Here is an 18,756-nt window from a genome sequence, read left to right as displayed (position 1 = left end):
CTTAGCTGCGACCCTCGCGCAGCCACGCACCCACAATCATCAAGGACGCCAGCAACAGCACAAGCCAAGGCGGCAAAAGCGACGTTTGCCGGACGTCTTGCACATCAAACGCGTTGCGCGGCGTGATGCCAAACCAGCCACGGCCCGCAGCTGGACGTCCTTCGCGCACCTCGCGCAGACGCGGCACACCATCTTCCAATCGAAAGACACCGCCGCGCATGGACGCCGCAATGGGCTCCAACCGATCACCCGTTGCAATCGTACGCTCGAACTCCCGCGGCGCCGCGGGACCAAGGCCGATGACGGCTTCCTCATCGCCTTCACGCAAGCGGTAGAGCCCAATCTCTGGCCCATCGTAGCGCGTTTCAAACTGGCCAGGGCCCACCTGCTCCATGGGCAGAATAACCTCGGACCCATCTGGCCCAGTAATCGTGAGATCATCGACACTGTCTTGCAGGGTCCGGCGCGTGATACGCATGGACTGGCCATTGGCTTCTGCGGTAAGCGTCTCTTCCTCGAGCTCAGGTTCCCCCATCATCCAATGGGCCAAGCGTCTCAACAGCTCCAGCTGGGGGCCACCGCCTTCAAAACCACGGCTCCAGAGCCAGGCATGGTCAGACGCCATCAACGCCACACGCCCTTCGCCAACCCTGTCCAGAACCAGCAGGGGGCGCTCGTCGATGCCAGACATCACGACATGTCCGCTTTGCGGCTCTACCTCGATCTGGCGCAGCCAGCGGCCCCAATCATCGGGTGTTCCCAAACCGGATGTGACCGGGTGGCGCTCACCAATCTCTGTTACGGTTGGATCAAAGCCTTCATCGAGTACCCGCGCCGTCGGACTTGCAGGAACGATGGGCGAGAGCGGCGAGCGATAGAGCGAATCCGCACTCGCGAAATCCGGGCCCGCAGCGATCAGAACCGCCCCGCCCTCCTCGACATAGCGCGAGACATTGTCGAGATAGATCGACGGCAGGATACCGCGCCGTTTGTAGCGATCGAAGATGATCAGATCGAAATCATCAACCTTTTCCAGAAAGAGCTCCCGCGTCGGGAACGCAATCAACGACAGCTCGCGCACCGGCACGCCGTCCTGTTTCTCAGGCGGGCGAAGGATCGTGAAATGCACAAGATCCACCGATGAATCCGATTTCAACAGATTGCGCCAGGTGCGACCGCCCGGATGCGGCTCACCCGAGACAAGCAGAACGCGCAGACGATCCCGGACACCGTTGATCTGAACCAAGGCAGAGTTGTTTCGATCCGTCAGCTCGCCCTCAGCTTCGGGCACAACAAATTGCAAGACGTTGCGACCGGCATGGGGCAGCGTGATGGGCAGCTCGATATCCCGCCCCAGCGGTACTTCGAATTCCTGCGGCTCTGCCCCATCAATCGACACGAGCAACGGCACCGTATCTGTAGCAGGCGCAGCCCCCTCGTCCTCTACGCGCAAGGTTAGTGTGACGGGTTCCCCCAAAATCGCGAATGCCGGCGCATTAGACACAGTGAGCCTGCGATCCCAATCCGTTTGCTTCCCCGTGAGAAAGACCTGCATCGGCGCGGGCAAGTCCGGTGCTGCCTCAACGTCATGCAGCAGACCGTCGGTCACAGTCAGCACGCCGGCGAGGCGCGCCCGTGGTTCGCGCGCCATGGCCTCGTTCAGCGCAGACATGATCTGGGTCCCGCTGTCGTCTTCTGCATCGTCAATGACAATGCGGCGCACCTCGGTATTGGAGCGTGCCGTGAGCATGGTTTCCAGCTCATCCGCCGCGCGTTGCGTTGTCTCGCCGCGCTCGGCCAACCCCTGAGACGCGCTTCTGTCTTCCAAAAGAACGACGATGTCTGACAGCGCCGCGCGCTCCTCTTGCTGGTAGGCCGGTTGCGCCAGCGCCGCCAAAACGATCAGACCTCCCAGCCCACGCATCGCCCAGCCGGACAAGCCGCGCCACAAGGCAAGCAATGTCCCGACGGCGACCAATACCCCCAGGACAGCCAGAAGCGGCCAGGGCAACATCGGATCAAAAACAACAAAACCGGTCATTGGCCCAACCTGTCCAAAAGCGCAGGCACATGCACCTGATCAGACTTATAGTTGCCCGTCAGCACATGCATGATCAGGTTGACGCCGAAACGATACGCCATCTCCCGCTGACGCTCCCCGGCATAACCCCGGCCAACCGGAAAGAGGGGATTTCCACGTTGGTCCACAGCCCATGCCGCACCCCAGTCATTGCCGCCGATGACAACTGGCGTCACACCGTCATTGAGATTGCGAAACGGCATGCCTTCGACAATTTCAGCATCCGGCGGCGCGGCCTCGACCCAAACACTGCGGCCCGCATGGCGACCAGGGAAATCCTGCAGGAGGTAGAACGTGCGCGTCAGAACATGGTCTTCCGGCAATGGCTCCAGCGGAGGAATATCGAGCGGCGCGGCAAGCTGTTGCAAACGCTGACCCTGAGGCGTCGCAGCGCCAAACCCGGCCACGTGCGCATCGCGCGTGTCAAACAGGATCATGCCGCCTGATCTGAGGTAGGCGTTGAGCTTCGAGTAGGCCGCGTCGGAAGGGATGGGTTGCCCTTCGCTCACAGGCCAGTAGAGAAATGGAAAGAATGCCAATTCATCGCGTTCCAGATCCACGCCGATGGGATCAGCTGGCTCTACTGAGGTTCGGAAAAACAAGGTCTCTGACAATCCACGCAGCCCCGCTGCCGCCGTATCATCCAGACGTGCGTCGCCTGTCAGCACATGGGCCAGGACGACCTCTTGCGTCGCCAAGAGCGCCAGCGCTTCATCGGTACTCTGATCTTGCGCCTCAGCTGTCTGGGATACGAGCGCCAAACCTGCGATCATCGCAGCGGCGCGCGCCAAACCGCCCAGACGCCCGGACAGCCAAAGCGATGCCACGACATCAACGAGAAGCAGACCCAACGCACTTGCGAGCAGCAATCCAGCCAAAGGTGTCTCCTCTCTCGGCGCCAAACCCTCAACGCGCACGCCGTCGGGCCACTCAAACCGCGCGAGACTTTGCTCCGGCCCGATCACGTTGCGCGCAATCGTGAGATCATCGTTCGAATAGAGCCCGGGCAGCAATTCAGCGCTGAGCGGAGCCTCTGCGAGCTCGGGCCCATCGACGCCCGGGCGCGTTCCCGCGTCATCGAGGTTGCCAAAAGCATCCATGACCTGCGTCGCTTGCCATGTGGTGCCTTCGAGCGCTTCGGCAGTCATCGCCTCGGTTGATGTAGAAACTGCCAGACGATCCAGCATTTGAACAAAAAGGCCGGACAAAGGCAGGGTCGACCATTCAGCATTTGCCGTCACATGGAAGAAGACGATCTGGCCCGAGCCCACGCGCTTGCGTGTGACAAGTGGCGTCCCGTCAGCCAATTCAGCGATCACACGGTCTGCAAGTGTCGGATCGGGTTGGGCGAGCACCTGAGCGGAAACCACGACCTCCTCTGACACATCAAGACCCGCGAAGGGGCCATCCATCGGGAAGGGCGCCAGAGTCTTGGGCTCGCCCCAGCTCATCGCGCCACCAACCGTGCGCCCGCCCGCGCGCAAGCGCACTGGCATGAGCGGGTCTTCGGCACTGCGGCTCAAGTCTGATGCGGCGACACGAGGCCCGGCAAAGCGCAACAGAAGACCGCCCGCATCCACCCACTCCAGCAGCGCCTCTTCTTCGCCTGATGCCACCGTCGCAATATCTGCGAACACAATCACATCCGGATTGGCCGGCAAAACATCGGACAAGGCGCCAGACAGGAGATCAGCATTCGGCTCAAGCGCATTTTGCAGGTAATGCAGTGGGGACAGCAGCTCGAGGCCTTCGCGATCCTCGCGTCCCGCCATCAAGGCCACCTCGCGCCGTTGAAGTCCATCATCCGCAAGAGCAACAGCACCAGCGGACCGAATACCCTCAATTTCAAATCGGGTGATACGCGCCCGCAATTCTGCTGGGAGGGACAATTCCAGCTCCGCAACTTGCGCATCGTCCTCAAAGACAGCCGTCCCGCTGGCCAGTGTTGCGGCGCGGCCTGCGGGATCGCGGCCCTGCGCAATGATGACATGTTCAGCCGCAGGGCCCCGTGTCCGCACTGCGGTCAGTTGAACGATGCCGTCCTCGTAGCGTGGGGCCCGGAGGCCCAGAGCCGAACGCTCCGCTTGCAAAACGCGGACCGCACCACGGGATTGCAGGTCTGCAACCAAAGGCGCGCGGGCTGCATGATCAAGGCTGTCAGACACCCAGATCGTATCAAACGCGCCATCAGGAAGGACAAACTCTGTGCTCTCATCATAGGCCCACGGCTGCGGCAGAAGCCCGGGCAGAGCCGCGCGAACGGTATCAGCCGACTGGAATGAAATCTCCTCGGGCGCCGTCAATCGCAAAGTGGCCACAGTCTGACCGGCCGCCGCGGCGTCACGCAAAATGGCGTCCAGCGCGCGTTGATGGGCCTGCCAGTCATGCGCGGAGGCCCATGTCCCATCAAGCACGACCAAAACACGATCATTCGCCGTAATACTGCGCTCCTGCGGATTGAGGATCGGGCCAGCCAGCCCAATGATCAGCGCTGCTACAGCCAACATGCGCAGCAACAACAACCACCAGGGCGTCCGATCACTGACCTGATCATCGTCCTTGAGACCAAGCAGCAACACGACCCCGGGAAACATGCGCCGGATCGGCGCGGGCGGCACGGCACGCAGGATAATCCACAAGATGGGAAGCGCGGCCAACGTCGCCAGCAGCCATGGTGTCAAAAATCCAATGCCAAACAGCGTCATGCCGCACCATCCAATGCCTGATAAAGCCACAAGAGCGCGGTCTGCGCGGGTTGATCCGTATGATGCACAAGATGCTGCCACCCGGTGACAGCCGCCAAACGCGCGAGAGCATCTTTGCGTGCTGCAAGGCGCTCCAGGTAACGATCCCGTAGGTCTTTTGCCTGAAGCGTGTCATGGCGCAGGCTTTGCCCAATGCTCTCGAAGATCGTGCGCCCTTGAAATGGGAACGCCTCCTCAGACGGATCGAGGATCTGAACCAACACGCCGTGAACGCCACGATCTGCAGCCTTGGTCAGCGCCGCTTCGACACTGGCGAAATCCCCCATGAAATCGGAGAAAAACGCGGCCCGCGCATGGGGCAGCATCTGCCTGTCCTCGGGCGGAGCGTAATCCGCAGCATCATCACTGGTAAAGAATTCCGCCAATCTCAAGAGCTGAGCCCGGCCCCGTCTTGGCGGCAAACGGCCACCGGTCAAGCCCACCCGCTCGCCGCCGCGATTGAGCAAGACAGCCGTCGCAAGCGCCAGAACGCGGGCGCGTTCGATCTTCTCAGGCAATTTCGGATCGGAACTGTAGCGCATGGATGCGCCCTGATCCGTCCAAAGCTGAACGCTCTGCGCGATCTGCCACTCAAGCTCACGGACGAACTGGCCGTCCGACTTGGCAGAACGCCGCCAATCAATGCTGCGCCTCCGATCACCGGGCTGTGCAGGTCTGTATTGCCAGAAGTCATCGCCCATTCCGGCACGACGCCGCCCATGCTCGCCAAGCAAAACTGTTCCCGCCAAATGCTCCGCCCGCGCAAGCAACGCGGGCAAACGAGCGGCTTCGGTTTCGGAACGCGCGCGGAGATCGGCAGGTGTCAGACTCACGCAGCAGCCTCAGTGCGCGCGAAACCCGCTGCCGTTTCATCAATCAACGCGGACAATGACATACCCCGAGCACGCGCCGCAAAGTTGAGCGCCATCCGGTGGCGCAGAACAGGCTGCGCCATATCCAGGACATCTTCGACAGACGGCGCAAGCCGGCCATTGAGAAGCGCCGAGGCGCGGACCGTCAGCATCAGCGCCTGCGCCGCGCGCGGCCCCGGCCCCCACGCGACGTTCTCTTTCACTGCATCGCTGGCGTCTGCGCTGTCGGGGCGGAAGGCCCGCACGAGATCAAGGATCATCTCCACAACGGAATCGCCGACGGGCATGCGGCGCAGGATTTGCTGTGCATCCATCAATTCAGCAGCGGTGAAAACCTCATGCGCCTCTTCCTCCGTCACACCTGTCGTTGCCAGGAGGATATCGCGCTCGGTATCACGGTCCGGATACTGCACATCGATCTGAACGAGGAATCGGTCCAACTGCGCTTCCGGCAGCGGATAGGTGCCTTCCTGCTCAATCGGGTTTTGTGTCGCAAGTACGTGGAAAGGTGGCGACAAGACGCGATCCTCGCCCGCGACGGTCACTTTCTTTTCCTGCATCGCCTGCAGAAGGGCGGATTGGGTACGCGGGGAGGCGCGGTTGATCTCATCGGCCATCAACAGCTGGCAGAAGATGGGTCCTTCGATAAACTTGAACGCGCGTGCGCCATCATCGCCGGTCTCCAGAACTTCCGAGCCCAAAATATCCGCAGGCATCAGGTCCGGCGTGAACTGAATTCTGCTGCCGGACATGCCCATGACCGTAGACAGCGTCTCGACCAATCGCGTTTTGCCCAAGCCCGGCAACCCAATGAGCAACCCATGACCTCCGCACAGCAACGCCGTCAGCGTGAGTTCGACCACGCGCTCCTGACCAATGAATCGCTTTGTTATCGAGGCCTTGGCCTCCGCCAGCTTCGTTTCCAAAGCTTCGATATCAGCGACCAGATCTTCTGCCTCAGACATGAAAATGCTCCCTTGCATCTTGCGCGTGTTGATTTGAGTGTATCTCTCAAACGACAAATGGCAAAAACAATGGCTTCACAAAATCGCGTGACCCCCTCCGCAGAGGGCCTGGCGGCCTCTGCGCGCGCTGCATCCGGCAAAGGCTTGCCCCCTGTCCATCAGTGGAACCCGCCCGATTGCGGCGACCTCGATATGCGCATCGCGCGCGACGGCACCTGGTACTACCTCGGAACGCCCATTGGCCGTTTTGAACTGGTGAAGCTGTTCTCGTCTATCCTGCGCAAGGATGGTGAACGATATGTGCTTGTAACACCAGTGGAAAAGGTGGGCATCAAGGTCGATGACGCACCATTCGTCGCGCAAGATTTCGAGGCGGAAGGGCAAGGCGAAGCTCAGGTGCTCCGGTTTGAAACCCATGTCGGAGACGTAACCACAGCAGGGCCCGACGCGCCCATCCGGGTTGTCCGCGATCCCGAAACGGGGGAGCCATCGCCCTACGTTCTGGTGCGCGACAATCTAGAAGCCCTGATCGACAGAAAAAGTTTTTATCGTCTTGTAGAACTCGGGACAGATCACGATGTGAACGGCACATCCTGGTTTGGCCTGTGGTCATCTGGGAGTTTCTTTCCAATCATTTTGTCTGAGGAATTACCTCGATGAGCAAAAAGAAATCGTTCAGGATCTCAGCCAATATAGAAAGACTGTTTCAGGAACATGACCTGCCGGACCGTATTGCGGCCGCTGCAGATGCCGGGTTCAGCGGTGTCGAACTGCCGCTGCCCTATGACTACCCAGCACCTGATCTGCGTGACAAAGCAGTTTTTGCGGGCATTTCCTTTGTTCGGATGGATGGACCTCCCCCGAATTACACCGGCGGCGCACAGGGATTTGCCGCAGCGCCAGGGCAGCAACAACGTTTTCAAAGTGACTTCAAACGCGCGTTGCGACAAGCTCAGGTCCTCGGAGCGCACCGCTTGCATCTGAGAACCGGCCTCGAGCAGGAGACCGACGCAAACATTTTGATCGACAATCTTCGATGGGCCGCCGAAGAAGCGCCCAAGGCGATTCTTTTGATCGAAGCGCTCAACCCTCAAGATCATGCAGATCATTGCCTCGCGAGCGTGGGCCACACGTTGGATGTTTTCCGAAGCGTAGACAGCGACAACGTGAAGTTGCTTTTCAGCACCTCTCACGCGAGCCGACATCCCGAGGGCTTGGAGGTTCTCTGGCAGCAGGCCCATGACGTCACGGGGCATGTTCTGCTTGGTGGCGGGGCAACGCCCTCGGAGATCGACCATTACGCAGGCGACATGTTGAGCCTTTTGAAAGAGAGCGACTACTCAGGTTGGGCCTGTGCGGATTTCGTGCCCGACGGGCCTACGACGAAAAGCCTCGGCTGGCTCGGCAAACACGCATGATCGCACGACACATGCCGACGCTTCTGGCCTGTGTGCGCACCTAGTGTTTCTTCTGGCCAAAAATACGCAAATCCGACGATTGACCTAATGCGCTGCCGCCCAAGTGGCGCCTTGGCCCGCATCCACAACAAGCGGGACATCCAGCTTGACGAGAGGCTCTGCTGCATCCTCCATCACATCGCGCGCCGTGGAGATGACCTCATCAACCGCATCTTCGGCCACCTCAAAGAGCAATTCGTCATGGACCTGCAAGAGCATCCTGGCGGGCAAACCGGCAATTGCATCGGGCATCCGCACCATCGCGCGCCGAATGATGTCAGCAGCCGTTCCCTGAATAGGCGCATTGATTGCCGCACGTTTTGCAAATCCCGCGCGCGGGCCCTTCGCGGCGATCTCAGGCGTGTGGATCACCCGCCCAAAGAGTGTTTCGACGCGTTTATGGGTTTTCGCAAATTCAGTGGTCTCGTCCATATAGGCGCGAATGCCGGGAAACCGTTCAAAATAGCGATCAATGAAGCCTTGGGCTTCGGCGCGCGGAATGCGCAGATTGCGCGCCAGTCCGAAGCCCGAGATACCGTAGATGACCCCGAAATTAATCGCCTTGGCTTGCCTGCGGACATCCGGTGTCATCTCATCAAGCGGCACGCCGAACATCTCTGATGCGGTGGCCGCGTGAATGTCTTGCCCTTCGCGGAACGCATCCTTGAGGGCGTCAATCCCGGCAATATGGGCCAGAATACGCAATTCGATCTGCGAATAATCAAGTGCGACCAGCACGTTACCCGGCTCAGCCACAAAGGCCTCGCGGATGCGGCGGCCTTCCTCGGTTCGGATCGGGATGTTTTGCAGGTTGGGATCGGTAGAGGCCAAGCGACCCGTGTTTGCCCCTGCAATGGAATAAGACGTGTGGACCCGCCCGGTTTCCGGGTGAATATGCTCCTGCAAACTGTCTGTATAAGTGGATTTCAGTTTCGAGAGTTGCCGCCAATCCAAAACCTTGCGCGGCAATTCGTGCTCCGTGGCAAGATCTTCCAGCACATCTGCGCCCGTTGCATAGGCGCCTGTCTTGCCCTTCTTGCCGCCCTCAAGGCCCATCTCGTCAAACAGAATTTCTCCCAATTGTTTGGGAGATCCGACATTGAAACTGCGCCCGGCCAGTTCGTAGATTTCAGCCTCCAGGCCAGCCATCTTTTGGGCAAAGGCATTGGACATGCGGCTCAGCGTATCACGGTCCACTTTTACGCCATGCATCTCCATCTGCGCCAGAACGGGCACAAGGGGGCGCTCCAGCGTCTCATACACCTGTGTCACACGGTTTTGATGAAGCTGGGGCTTGAACATTTGCCACAGGCGCAACGTGATATCGGCATCTTCCGCCGCGTATTTGACAGCCTCATCAATAGGCACGCGGTCGAAGGTGATCGCGGATTTACCACTGCCCAGAAGCGGTTTGATCGGGATGGGCGTATGCTCGAGATAGCGCTCGGACAGCGTGTCCATCCCATGGCCGTGCAGCCCGGCATTCATCGCATAGGACAGCAGCATCGTATCATCGATCGGTGCAATATCGATGCCGACGCGCGCGAAGATTTTGGCGTCATACTTCATGTTCTGCCCGATCTTGAGGATCGCCGGATCCTCCAGAACAGGTTTGAGCAGCGCCAGGCAGTCGTCCAAAGGCATCTGCCCCTCCGCCAGCGCATCGGAGCCAAACAGATCATCCGCCGAACCGCCTTTATGGGTCAGCGGAATATAGCAGGCCTGTAGAGGCTCAACGGCGAGGGAAATCCCCACGAGCTCCGCGCGCATTTCGTTGAGCGCCGTCGTCTCGGTATCAATCGCCACGTAGCCACGTTCGCGAATATAGCCGATCCACTTCTCCAGCGCCGCGCCATCGCGGACACATTCATAGGCCTCCGGATCGAAACCGACTTGCGGCATCTCCACAGGGTTGGCCCCTTCCGGCGTCGTATCCGGGATCACCACTGGTTCCACATCAAGCGCTTCGGCGATTCGCTTGGTCAGGGTGCGGAATTCCATCTCGGCCAAGAAGGTCATCAGCGTGTCAGGCTCAGGATCGCGCACTTCGAGATCATCCAGCGTAAAGGGCAAGCTCATCTCGCAATCCAGCTGAACCAGCTGCTTGGACAATTCAATCTGCGCGCGATGGTCAATCAATGTCTGGCGGCGCTTGGGCTGCTTGATCTCTTCGGCGCGGTCCAGAAGCTCTTCCAGCGACCCATATTCATTGATCAGCAGAGCCGCCGTCTTGATCCCAATGCCGGGCGCGCCAGGCACGTTATCAACGCTGTCCCCCGCCAGCGCCTGCACATCCACGACCCGTTCCGGCCCAACGCCAAATTTCTCGTGCACGCCATCGGTATCAATGCGCTTGTTTTTCATCGGATCGAGCATTTCGACACCGCCTCCGACCAGCTGCATGAGATCCTTGTCAGAGCTCAGAATGGTCACGCGTCCGCCAGCATCGCGCGCCTGATGCGCCAGCGTGGCCATGATGTCATCGGCCTCAAAACCCTCGATTTCCTTGCAGGCGATATTGAAGGCCTCGGTCGCCTGACGGGTGAGCGGGATCTGCGGGCGCAGATCTTCCGGCATGGCCTCACGATTGGCCTTGTATTGATCATAAAGATCGTTGCGGAAGGTATGCGAGCCCTTGTCAAAGATCACGGCCACGTGGGTCACGTCGGAATTCGCGTTTCCTTCCACGTAGCGCTGCAACATGTTGCAAAAGCCCGAGACGGCCCCGATGGGCAATCCGTCAGACTTCCGCGTCAACGGCGGCAACGCGTGATAGGCCCGGAAGATAAACGCCGATCCATCGATCAGATGCAGGTGGTGACCTTTGCCGAATGCCATGACGATCCTCCCAGAAACACGTGGCGCGTTAGTGCCATGTTCCCCGGGTGCAGACCAGCCCGTAGATGACCTTACCCAGAGCGGTGCGCGAGCAAACGGCCCACAACGACGATGGCAGCCGCGCCTATGGAGAACACAATCAAGAGGCCCAGGACATTGATCGCGACACCACCCAGACCCAGCTTTTCCACGTTCAAAAACGGATAGGGGTAAACGCCATCAAACGCTCCCCTGACCAAGGCATAGACGCAATAGACCAGTGGGTAGAGCAGCCACCACGGGATCGCCCTGAACCGCAGACGCGCTTTTGGCGTGAACACCACCCAAAAGGCGAGCCAACCCAAGGGCACGACACTGTGCAGCATGACGTCGACAAACCGTTCGACCCCTTCATAGCTGACCAGATGCGCCAACAAGACGTGATAAACGATCGATACCGCCCCGATGGCCAGCAACAACGCGCTCTGCACGTTGTCGGATACAGGCCGGGCGCAGGCGATCAGAAGCGCCACGACGCCGATAGCTGTATTCGTCCAGACTGTGAAAAACCGGTAGATGACCCAGAGCGCTTCCGGGAAGGAATTCCCGGTGGCCATGTTGAGCTGTATGCGAAGGAGCAAGGTCCCCAGGACAGAAAGCGCAAGAATGCCTGCGGACACACGCATGATCATGCGGATGCATGATCCTTATGAATGAACTTGCAATCGCAGTAAGGGCATTCCACCCAGCCATGCTCATTCGGGATTTGCAGCCAAACACGCGGATGCCCCAATGCACCTTCGCCGCCATCACATGCAATGCGATACTGATCCACAATCTTGGTCTCAGGCACATCGGTCGTCATGGCAGGCTCTCCTTGGCTGGCTCACGCGTCAGACTTATCGTCAAAATACCGAGTCAGGGCAAGATCGTAATCGGTGTGCCATTTTGCACCATGGCATAGATATCTTCCATTTCCGCATCGGTGACGGCAATGCAGCCCCATGTCCAATCATCCTCGCCATTGCGCCAGGGCTTCGGACGGCCATGAATGAAAATATCGCCCCCCGGACTTACACCACGCGCGCGCGCCTGAGCGATATCCTCGGCATTGGGGTAGTCAATTCCCAAAGAGAGGTGAAACCGGCTGTTGGGATTGCGGCGGTCGATGATGTACGTGCCTTCTGGCGTCTTGCCATCACCTTCCTCGGTCTTGTGTCCCCGCGGGGCGAAGCCGAGATGAATGTCATATTGCTTCAGCACTTCGCGATTGTGCATGAGCCACATCTTGCGCGTGCTCTTCTCAACGATCACTTGGGTGACCTCAGGGCCGTTATAGGTTTTGAACTTGCTGGTCGTGCAGGCCGTCAGCCCCAGAAACAGCACCAAAACCAAGATAACTTTCATCAACCGCATAAAACCGCCTCGCATGTTCTGACGTGAGGTATCACAGCGCCGTGCTCTGCCCTAATCACAATTCACGAAGAACGATCTTCCAGGCGTTTTTCAATTGCAGCCAACCGCTCCAGAACCTGATCGCGATACGCGTCCTGCGCGGCGTTGGCCTCTTCAGCATGGGCATCTTGCATCGAATTCACGATGAGACCGACCAAAAGGTTCACGACGGCAAAGGTCGTGACCATGATGAAGGGCACGAAGAAGAGCCAGGCATAGGGGTAAACCTCCATGACAGGGCGCACGATCCCCATGGACCAGCTTTCCAATGTCATGATCTGAAAGAGCGTATAGGCGCTTTGCCCCAGTGACCCGAACCAATCGGGAAAACTCGTGGAGAAGAGCTTCGTTGCCATGACTGCACCGATGTAGAAAATCAGCGCCATCAGCAGAAAGACCGACGCCATGCCCGGCAAGGCCGTCACAAACCCTTCCACCACGCGCCGCAAGCGTGGCGCCACCGAGACCACGCGCAGCACCCGCAGAATACGCAACGCACGCAAGACAGACAGCCCCTGCCCCGTCGGCGCCAGGGAGACTGCAACAATCACGAAATCGAAAATGTTCCAGCCGCTGCGGAAAAACCGTGGACCAAAAGCCACCAGTTTCAACAAAAGCTCAGCAACAAAGATGCCGAGACAGATCGTATCAAGCCAAAGGATCAGCGGGCCAATAGCGCCCATGATCTCCTTGGATGTCTCCAATCCCAGAATGATTGCATTGAAAATGATGACCGCGATGATCCCATTGCGGACGATTGGCCGGTCCAAGAATGCGGCAAGCTGTTCGCGCATAGGCTGATCCTTCGATTTGGTCGTCTCACATATGGGAAAGGCGGAAGCTGGCGGCAAGTTCCACATGGGTTGACCAGCGAAATTGATCCACGGCCTGCACCCAGAGCATGTCATATCCCCCGTCGATCAGGACTTTGGCATCCCGCGCAAAGGTTACCGGATTGCAGGACACAAAGCCGATCCGGGGGATTTGCGCCAAAGCCAGTTTTTGGCACTGCGCCTCTGCGCCTGCCCGCGGCGGATCAATGACCACACCATCAAAGCCCTTGAGGTCCTCTGGCAGGATAGGATTGCGAAAGAGATCACGCACCTCAGTGGTGACCTTCTTCACGCCGCTCGCATGGCGCCAGCCAAGATCCAGCGCCTGCAACATCGCAGCCTCGGATTCAACGGCATGAACTTCAGCACTTTGGGCAAGCGGCAGAGAAAACGTCCCGCATCCGGCGAACAGATCCACGACAGAGCTGGCCCCGGACAAAGCCTCCCGCATCGCGGAAATGAGGCTCGCCTGACCATGTTCCGTGGCTTGCAGGAAAGCGCCCGGAGGCGGAGAGATACGCGCCGCGCCCACAGCGATGGTCGGCGCGGCTCGCATCGCGATGCCCTCTCCATCCCAGGTCAGACGAGCCAGCCTATGGCGCTCCGTCAATGCCGCGAGCTCGGTCAGCAAAGCTTGATCCAGCGGCTTGCCGCCCGTCACAGCAACATCGAGCCCTTCAAGGCTGTCGCTGACCAGAACCGACAAAACAGCTTTGCGTGACCCGCCGCAGAGCGCCGCGTCACGAGCCACCTCGATGCCCTCGCGCAGCGCAGGCGCGATCAGGCGACAATCGGGTATTTCAACAATCGTATCGCTCGCGCGTCCGTGAAATCCGACCAGCGCGCCGGATTTCGTCCGCCGCGCAGCAAACCCCGCGCGACGGCGGCTCTGTTCCGGGGAGGTCAGGATCGGTCGCATCGGCGCGGCGATGCCCTGCGCCTCAAGCGCACGGCGAATAACATCCGTCTTCCAGGCCGCCACAAAGTCGTCGCTGGCATGCATGACCTGACAACCACCACAGGATTTGAAATGCCGACAGGGCGGCTTCACCCGGTCCTCTGATGGCGTCACGATGCGGATGTCCTGCAACCGCTCGCCCTCAAGGCGTCCCGTCACAACCTCGCCCGGCAGGGTCAAAGGCGCATAGACGGGACCGTCCGCGATCCCGTCACCCTGATGGCCCAATCGATTGATCCTGTATTCCATGCCCGCCTATTGCCGCGAATTCCACTCGGCGTCGAGTGTCTTGAGGAATCTTCGCACCATGGCCGGCGACGACAAGATGACAACGCGTTTGCCCAACTCACGTGCACGGGACGCCCACTGGAGATTGTTGCGTCGCCCGGTCTTGCGCGTGTTCCAGATCCAAGCCCAAAACTCGGCACTAAACCGTTCGGGGCAGTCTTCGGGCAAATCGGGGCGCGTGCGCCCATAATAGAGGACCGTCCGCTTTGCGACGCGCCAAACCCGCAAGGCAAAAGGGATATCGAGCACGATCAGCATATCCGCGCGGTTCAGCCGGTCTTCCTTCGTTGCCGCCAAACCGCCTTCAAAAATCCAGCGCGGCGCGGATTGTTCCTGAAGCGCAAGGGCAATCTTTTCCTCTTTCGCCCGCTCTACCCAGCCTGACATCCAATGGATCTTGTCAACATGCACCACCGGCAGGCCCGTAATCTCACCAAGGCTGCGCGCGAGCGTTGACTTACCTGCGCCCGGTTGCCCAAGGATCATGATCCGGTTCACTCCGCAGCCTCAAGATTGAGGAACCCTCCGGATTGACGCGACCAATACCGCGCATAAAGCCCGCCTTGTGCCATCAGCGCATCATGGCTCCCCTCTTCGACGATCCGTCCCTGATCGAGCACAATGATCCGATCCATCCGGGCGATGGTGCTGAGCCGATGCGCAATCGCGATGACGGTCTTGCCCTCCATCACAACTTCCAGCGCCGCCTGGATCGAGGCTTCAACCTCGGAATCGAGCGCAGAGGTCGCCTCATCCAGAACAAGGATCGGCGCATCTTTCAGGATCGCGCGTGCAAGGGCAATACGCTGGCGCTGTCCGCCAGAAAGCTTGACACCTCGCTCACCCAGATGCGCCTCATAGCCCTTGCGCCCCGCATGATCTTCAAGCTCAAGGATGAAATCATGGGCCTCCGCGCGCCGCGCGGCATCCATGATCTCCGCCTCGCTGGCCTCAGGACGACCGTAGCCGATATTCTCAAACGCTGAGCGGTTGAACATCGCTGTTTCCTGCGTGACCATCCCGATCTGACGACGCAAGCTTTCCTGGCTCACCCGCGCGATGTCCTGCCCGTCGATGAGCACGCGCCCTTTCTCGGTATCGTAAAGGCGCAGGAGCAACGACACGAGCGTAGACTTGCCCGCGCCCGACGCGCCCACGAGCGCAAGTTTCTCGCCCTCGCGGACCGAGAGGTTCAAACCCTGCACACCGCCACTTTGGCGCCCATAGGTGAAATGCACGTTGTCATAATCGATCGTCGCGGCATGCACCTCGAGGCTCCGCGCGTCTTTCATGTCGGTCAGACCATGGGGCGGGGTCAGCGTGCGCATGCCGTCCTCGGCCTCGCCGACATTGGAATACAAGGTCATAAGCGTGAAAGAGACCCAACCCGTCATCTGTGCAAGGCGCAGACTCACCGCGCCAGTGGCCGCGATATCACCCGCCGAAATCAATCCGCGTGACCAGTACCACAAAGCACCGCCCACCAAGAGCACAGGCAAAAGCCCCGCCAAGGTCATCAGCCAGAACCGGAACGCGACAGATACCCGGCCAAACTCCAGAAACCGCTCGCGGTAATCCGCCATCGCGCCCAGAGCCGCACGGTCTTCATGCTCCGAATGCGCGAAGAGTTTGACTGTCTTGATATTCGTGACGGTATCGACAACCTGGCCTGTAATCATGGCGCGCGCGGCGGCCCGCGCTTTGGACCGCGCCCGGATTTTTGGCATGAAATGCCGGATCATAAAGCCATAGCCAACGATCCAGACCATCAGGCCAGCTGCGATCCGCCAATCCACCGTGCCAAGCAAGAAGACAGCGCCGATGACAGAGGCCAGTGCAAAGAGGATCGTATGGATGACCTCAACCACAACATCATTGACCGCCCGCGCTGTCTGCATTTCCTTTTGCGCAATGCGACCGGCGAAATCATCGTCAAAGAACTGCACCGATTGACCAAGCGTGTAGCGGTGCAGCCGGGAGAGAACGAGGTTCATGACGTTGGGCTGCAACATGATCGTCTGACTATAGGCGGACAAACCGAGCAAAGCGGGGCGCAGGATCACAAAAAACGCCAGCGCCCAAAGCAAAAGCCCCATGGAGTCGCCAAAGACGGAACTCGGGTCAGACGCCAGTGCCGCGTCAATCACCCAACCCAGCATCAACGCCGCCATGACTTCAGCCACGCCGGCGATTGCGGAGATGGCGCCTGCCAATAGCATGACCGGCCCGGCCCCCGTCAGGCACCAGCGAAAGAAGGCCAACAGCGAACGCGGCGGCGCGCCAACCGCTGGCGCAAACGGATCGATCAGACGGGAAAACCTCACTGCGCTGCTCCCACATCCGGCGCAAGGTCAGAGCCCAGAAAGCCACCCGATTGCCGCGCCCAGAAACTTGCGTAAAGGCCGCCCTGCGCCAAAAGGGCATCATGGCTGCCTTCTTCCACGATGCGGCCCTGATCCAGAACGAGAATCCTGTCCATCTGGGCAATTGTCGAGAGGCGGTGGGCGATGGCGATAACGGTCTTTCCTTGCATCATGCCATACAGCGTCGACTGAATGGCCGCTTCGACCTCTGAGTCTAGGGCGGAGGTGGCTTCATCCAAGAGCAGGATCGGCGCATCTTTCAGAATGACCCGCGCCAGCGTAACTCTCTGGCGCTGGCCGCCCGAGAGTTTGACACCTCGCTCGCCCACCTGCGCCTCATAGCCTTCGCGCCCCTGCGGATCCTGAAGATTGAGGATGAAGTCATGGGCTTCCGCCTGTTTGGCGGCTGCAATGATCTGGGCATCGGTTGCATCCGGGCGCCCGTAGAGCAGGTTGTCGCGCAGTGAGCGGTGCAGAAGGGCACTGTCTTGCTGGACCATACCGATATGCGCGCGCAACGAGTCTTGCGTGACCTGAGCGATGTCTTGTCCATCGATCAATATCCGGCCCCTGTCCGCGTCGTAGAACCGCAAGAGCAACTTGACGAGCGTCGACTTTCCGGCGCCGGATCGCCCGACAAGCCCGATCTTTTCGCCCGGGGCAATCGTCAGGTTGATCTGATCCAACCCACCGCTCTCGCGGCCATAGTGATGCGACAGATCTTGCAACTCAATGCGTCCCTGCTGGTAGGCCAATGGCTTGGCGTCCGGCGCATCGCGCAGATCAATGGGCTGGGCAATGGTTTCCATGCCTTCTGCCACCACGCCAAGATTGCGGAAGAACGACGTCAGCGCCCACATGATCCAGCCGGTCATGGCGTTGAGCCTGAGTGTCAATGCCGTGGCTGCGGCCACAGCACCAACACTTGCCTCACCCTGTATCCACAAGGCGACGGCCCAGCCCACAACGCCCACGATCAAGATGCCGTTAAGCATGACCAGGGCCAGATCCATGATCGTGTAGATCCGCATCTCTCGCTGAAAGGTCGATCGTGTCTTTTCGATCGCGTCACGGGCATAGCTGAGCTCGCTGTCGTGATGGGCAAACATCTTGACGGAGTGAATATTCGTATAGGCATCCACGACCCGGCCCGTCACCTCGGAGCGCGCATCGCTCGAGGCTTGCGACGCCGGGCCGACGCGTTTCACAGTCCAAACGACCAGCCAGCCATACAACACAAGCCACACTAGAAGCGGGATCGCCAATCGCGGGTCCGCCTGCCCCAGCAAAACAGCCGCACCGACGACATAGGCCAGCGAAAACGTAATCGCATCAAAGACCTGGAAAACAGCCTCTCCAGCCGCTGGCGGTGTTTGCATAATCCGGTTGGCGATCCGTCCCGCGAAATCATTTTCGAACCAGCCCACCGATTGGCGCAGAACATGTTTGTGCGCGCGCCAGCGGATGAGCGTCCCGAAGTTGGGCAGGATCGCGTTGTTCAGGAGCATCACGTCAACGATTTGCACCATGGGACGGATGAGCAGTATGAAAACGGCCAGCACGATCAGCGTCGTCCCATGCGCCTCCCAAACCTGCGCCGGATCACCAGACAGAATGTCCACGATCCAACCCATTGCCCAGATCAGGCCAATCTCGACAGCTGCAACCACAACCGAGAGAATCGCGGCCCAAAAGAAAACGCGATGAAACGGTTGGGCATAGGCGCGCATGAATGGCCACAGCTTGCGGGGCGGCGCATCCGGCTCATCATAGGCAACGTACGGATCAACGAGATTTTCAAAAAAGCGGAACATGGGGCGTGCCTTTCAGAGCACTTGGGACAGACGGAAAATGGGGCGATGAACGCCGCCAACAAGGACCAACGCTCACATAAAGCGGGGCGGAATCCTTGATACCATCATGT

At 59.6% G+C, this 18,756-nt stretch carries 15 protein-coding genes; 2 read left to right on the top strand and 13 right to left on the bottom strand.

Annotated elements, in window-relative coordinates; translation table 11 throughout:
- Nucleotide 1: 1 nt before the first annotated feature.
- Genes ACP15S_RS13270 through ACP15S_RS13255 form a run of 4 tightly spaced genes read right to left on the bottom strand, consistent with a single transcriptional unit; the run spans nucleotide 2 to nucleotide 6,661 of the window.
- Nucleotides 2-2,041 carry a DUF7408 domain-containing protein gene (locus tag ACP15S_RS13270; protein ID WP_425040118.1) on the bottom strand — a complete coding sequence of 680 codons (2,040 nt, stop codon included), beginning with the start codon at nucleotides 2,039-2,041 and terminating at the stop codon, nucleotides 2-4.
- Nucleotides 2,038-4,785 carry a DUF4159 domain-containing protein gene (locus ACP15S_RS13265; RefSeq protein WP_425040117.1) on the bottom strand — a complete coding sequence of 916 codons (2,748 nt, stop codon included), beginning with the start codon at nucleotides 4,783-4,785 and terminating at the stop codon, nucleotides 2,038-2,040. Before ACP15S_RS13265 ends, ACP15S_RS13270 begins: the two co-directional genes overlap by 4 nt.
- On the bottom strand, nucleotides 4,782-5,657 hold the full coding sequence (locus ACP15S_RS13260; RefSeq protein ID WP_425040116.1) for a DUF58 domain-containing protein: 876 nt from the start codon (nucleotides 5,655-5,657) through the stop codon (nucleotides 4,782-4,784). Before ACP15S_RS13260 ends, ACP15S_RS13265 begins: the two co-directional genes overlap by 4 nt.
- Nucleotides 5,654-6,661 (bottom strand): AAA family ATPase, encoded by a 1,008-nt coding sequence (locus ACP15S_RS13255; protein ID WP_425040115.1) that lies wholly within the window; start codon nucleotides 6,659-6,661, stop codon nucleotides 5,654-5,656. The genes ACP15S_RS13260 and ACP15S_RS13255 overlap by 4 nt, the downstream gene beginning before the upstream one ends.
- 69 nt (nucleotides 6,662-6,730) lie before the next feature.
- Here ACP15S_RS13255 and ACP15S_RS13250 point away from each other — a divergent pair, with 69 nt between their 5' ends.
- Both ACP15S_RS13250 and ACP15S_RS13245 read left to right on the top strand, forming a co-directional pair.
- On the top strand, nucleotides 6,731-7,321 hold the full coding sequence (locus tag ACP15S_RS13250) for a DUF1285 domain-containing protein (protein WP_425040114.1): 591 nt from the start codon (nucleotides 6,731-6,733) through the stop codon (nucleotides 7,319-7,321).
- Entirely contained in the window at nucleotides 7,318-8,079 is a 762-nt protein-coding gene (locus ACP15S_RS13245) for a TIM barrel protein (protein ID WP_425040113.1), read from the top strand. Before ACP15S_RS13250 ends, ACP15S_RS13245 begins: the two co-directional genes overlap by 4 nt.
- A gap of 84 nt (nucleotides 8,080-8,163) precedes the next feature.
- Here ACP15S_RS13245 and polA read toward each other — a convergent pair whose 3' ends face one another.
- The 9 genes from polA to ACP15S_RS13200 all read right to left on the bottom strand — a co-directional run bounded on the left by polA (nucleotide 8,164) and on the right by ACP15S_RS13200 (nucleotide 18,646).
- Nucleotides 8,164-10,956, bottom strand: a complete 2,793-nt coding sequence (polA, locus tag ACP15S_RS13240) for a DNA polymerase I (protein WP_425040112.1) — start codon at nucleotides 10,954-10,956, stop codon at nucleotides 8,164-8,166.
- Nucleotides 10,957-11,027: 71 nt separating this feature from the next.
- Nucleotides 11,028-11,627 (bottom strand): Pr6Pr family membrane protein, encoded by a 600-nt coding sequence (locus ACP15S_RS13235; RefSeq protein WP_425040111.1) that lies wholly within the window; start codon nucleotides 11,625-11,627, stop codon nucleotides 11,028-11,030.
- The gene (locus ACP15S_RS13230; RefSeq protein ID WP_425040110.1) at nucleotides 11,624-11,800 is read right to left on the bottom strand and encodes a zinc-finger domain-containing protein; all 177 of its coding nucleotides are present in this window, start codon (nucleotides 11,798-11,800) and stop codon (nucleotides 11,624-11,626) included. Before ACP15S_RS13230 ends, ACP15S_RS13235 begins: the two co-directional genes overlap by 4 nt.
- Nucleotides 11,801-11,853: 53 nt before the next feature.
- Nucleotides 11,854-12,351 (bottom strand): L,D-transpeptidase family protein, encoded by a 498-nt coding sequence (locus ACP15S_RS13225; RefSeq protein WP_425040109.1) that lies wholly within the window; start codon nucleotides 12,349-12,351, stop codon nucleotides 11,854-11,856.
- Between the two features lie 62 nt (nucleotides 12,352-12,413).
- A complete protein-coding gene (locus ACP15S_RS13220; RefSeq protein WP_425040108.1) occupies nucleotides 12,414-13,184 on the bottom strand; it encodes an ion transporter in 771 nt (256 codons plus the stop codon).
- 25 nt (nucleotides 13,185-13,209) lie between these two features.
- Entirely contained in the window at nucleotides 13,210-14,430 is a 1,221-nt protein-coding gene (locus ACP15S_RS13215) for a class I SAM-dependent RNA methyltransferase (RefSeq protein WP_425040107.1), read from the bottom strand.
- A 6-nt stretch (nucleotides 14,431-14,436) separates the two neighbouring features.
- Nucleotides 14,437-14,955, bottom strand: a complete 519-nt coding sequence (locus ACP15S_RS13210) for an AAA family ATPase (RefSeq protein WP_425040106.1) — start codon at nucleotides 14,953-14,955, stop codon at nucleotides 14,437-14,439.
- An 8-nt stretch (nucleotides 14,956-14,963) separates the two neighbouring features.
- Entirely contained in the window at nucleotides 14,964-16,793 is a 1,830-nt protein-coding gene (locus ACP15S_RS13205) for an ABC transporter ATP-binding protein (RefSeq protein ID WP_425040105.1), read from the bottom strand.
- On the bottom strand, nucleotides 16,790-18,646 hold the full coding sequence (locus ACP15S_RS13200; RefSeq protein WP_425040104.1) for an ABC transporter ATP-binding protein: 1,857 nt from the start codon (nucleotides 18,644-18,646) through the stop codon (nucleotides 16,790-16,792). The genes ACP15S_RS13205 and ACP15S_RS13200 overlap by 4 nt, the downstream gene beginning before the upstream one ends.
- Nucleotides 18,647-18,756: the final 110 nt, after the last annotated feature.

The sequence above is a fragment of the Primorskyibacter sp. S187A genome, assembly GCF_049800955.1.
Lineage (GTDB): Bacteria > Pseudomonadota > Alphaproteobacteria > Rhodobacterales > Rhodobacteraceae > JAKVBH01.
This window is presented reverse-complemented; position numbering and strand designations above follow the sequence as displayed.

Bases quoted from the DNA above. Each gene is read 5' to 3' on its own strand.
- ACP15S_RS13270 (WP_425040118.1), bottom strand. From the start codon at position 2,041: ATGACCGGTTTTGTTGTTTTTGATCCGATGTTGCCCTGGCCGCTTCTG.
- ACP15S_RS13265 (WP_425040117.1), bottom strand. From the start codon at position 4,785: ATGACGCTGTTTGGCATTGGATTTTTGACACCATGGCTGCTGGCGACG.
- ACP15S_RS13255 (WP_425040115.1), bottom strand. From the start codon at position 6,661: ATGTCTGAGGCAGAAGATCTGGTCGCTGATATCGAAGCTTTGGAAACG.
- ACP15S_RS13250 (WP_425040114.1), top strand. From the start codon at position 6,731: ATGGCTTCACAAAATCGCGTGACCCCCTCCGCAGAGGGCCTGGCGGCC.
- ACP15S_RS13245 (WP_425040113.1), top strand. From the start codon at position 7,318: ATGAGCAAAAAGAAATCGTTCAGGATCTCAGCCAATATAGAAAGACTG.
- polA (WP_425040112.1), bottom strand. From the start codon at position 10,956: ATGGCATTCGGCAAAGGTCACCACCTGCATCTGATCGATGGATCGGCG.
- ACP15S_RS13235 (WP_425040111.1), bottom strand. From the start codon at position 11,627: ATGATCATGCGTGTGTCCGCAGGCATTCTTGCGCTTTCTGTCCTGGGG.
- ACP15S_RS13230 (WP_425040110.1), bottom strand. From the start codon at position 11,800: ATGACGACCGATGTGCCTGAGACCAAGATTGTGGATCAGTATCGCATT.
- ACP15S_RS13225 (WP_425040109.1), bottom strand. From the start codon at position 12,351: ATGCGGTTGATGAAAGTTATCTTGGTTTTGGTGCTGTTTCTGGGGCTG.
- ACP15S_RS13220 (WP_425040108.1), bottom strand. From the start codon at position 13,184: ATGCGCGAACAGCTTGCCGCATTCTTGGACCGGCCAATCGTCCGCAAT.
- ACP15S_RS13215 (WP_425040107.1), bottom strand. From the start codon at position 14,430: ATGGAATACAGGATCAATCGATTGGGCCATCAGGGTGACGGGATCGCG.
- ACP15S_RS13210 (WP_425040106.1), bottom strand. From the start codon at position 14,955: ATGATCCTTGGGCAACCGGGCGCAGGTAAGTCAACGCTCGCGCGCAGC.
- ACP15S_RS13200 (WP_425040104.1), bottom strand. From the start codon at position 18,646: ATGTTCCGCTTTTTTGAAAATCTCGTTGATCCGTACGTTGCCTATGAT.